The organism is Streptomyces hazeniae (assembly GCF_031845485.1).
In the GTDB taxonomy this organism is placed as follows: domain Bacteria; phylum Actinomycetota; class Actinomycetes; order Streptomycetales; family Streptomycetaceae; genus Streptomyces; species Streptomyces hazeniae.
Genome location: NZ_JAVREQ010000196.1, coordinates 1 through 440, shown reverse-complemented (window position 1 = coordinate 440; position 440 = coordinate 1). Strand labels below are relative to the sequence as shown.

Annotated in this window: 1 protein-coding gene; it reads right to left on the bottom strand. The window is 63.2% G+C overall.

Annotated elements, in window-relative coordinates:
- Nucleotides 1-76: 76 nt before the first annotated feature.
- Nucleotides 77-376: a hypothetical protein gene (locus RM572_RS29290; RefSeq protein WP_311635708.1), complete on the bottom strand. Its 300-nt coding sequence runs from the start codon at nt 374-376 to the stop codon at nt 77-79.
- Nucleotides 377-440: the final 64 nt, after the last annotated feature.

Below are 440 nucleotides of genomic sequence, written 5' to 3'. Positions count from 1 at the left end.
ACTGGTAGTCCTGTCGAGCTTCTGCGGGCAAGTGAGGGAAGCGACCGTCAGGAAGGAGCGCCGATGCATGGAGCTGCTAGGCCAAGACGTCGATGCGTCCAGCACACGCCTTCAGGATGGCGTGTAGGTTCTTGCGCGCCGAGGCAGCGGCCGTGGGATCGGTGGCTTTGACCTCAACCAGCAACTCCCTCTCCAACTCGTCCGCCTCACCCCTGGTAAGGAACGGCAGCCCGAACAGGCGGTAGCCGCTGTCTACGGTGGTACAGAGGTCGAATTTGAGAGCATCACAGCTCTGCCGAGCCTCCATCTGCTTATCAGCGTGCTGTGCGTCCGTCCCATGACGGCTGCAACGCCAGCGCCGGTTGGAAAACGCCACGGACACCTCGTCAGCGGCCTACTTCACTTGACGGGCGGGGCTGGAAACGGAGCCCTCACGGGCC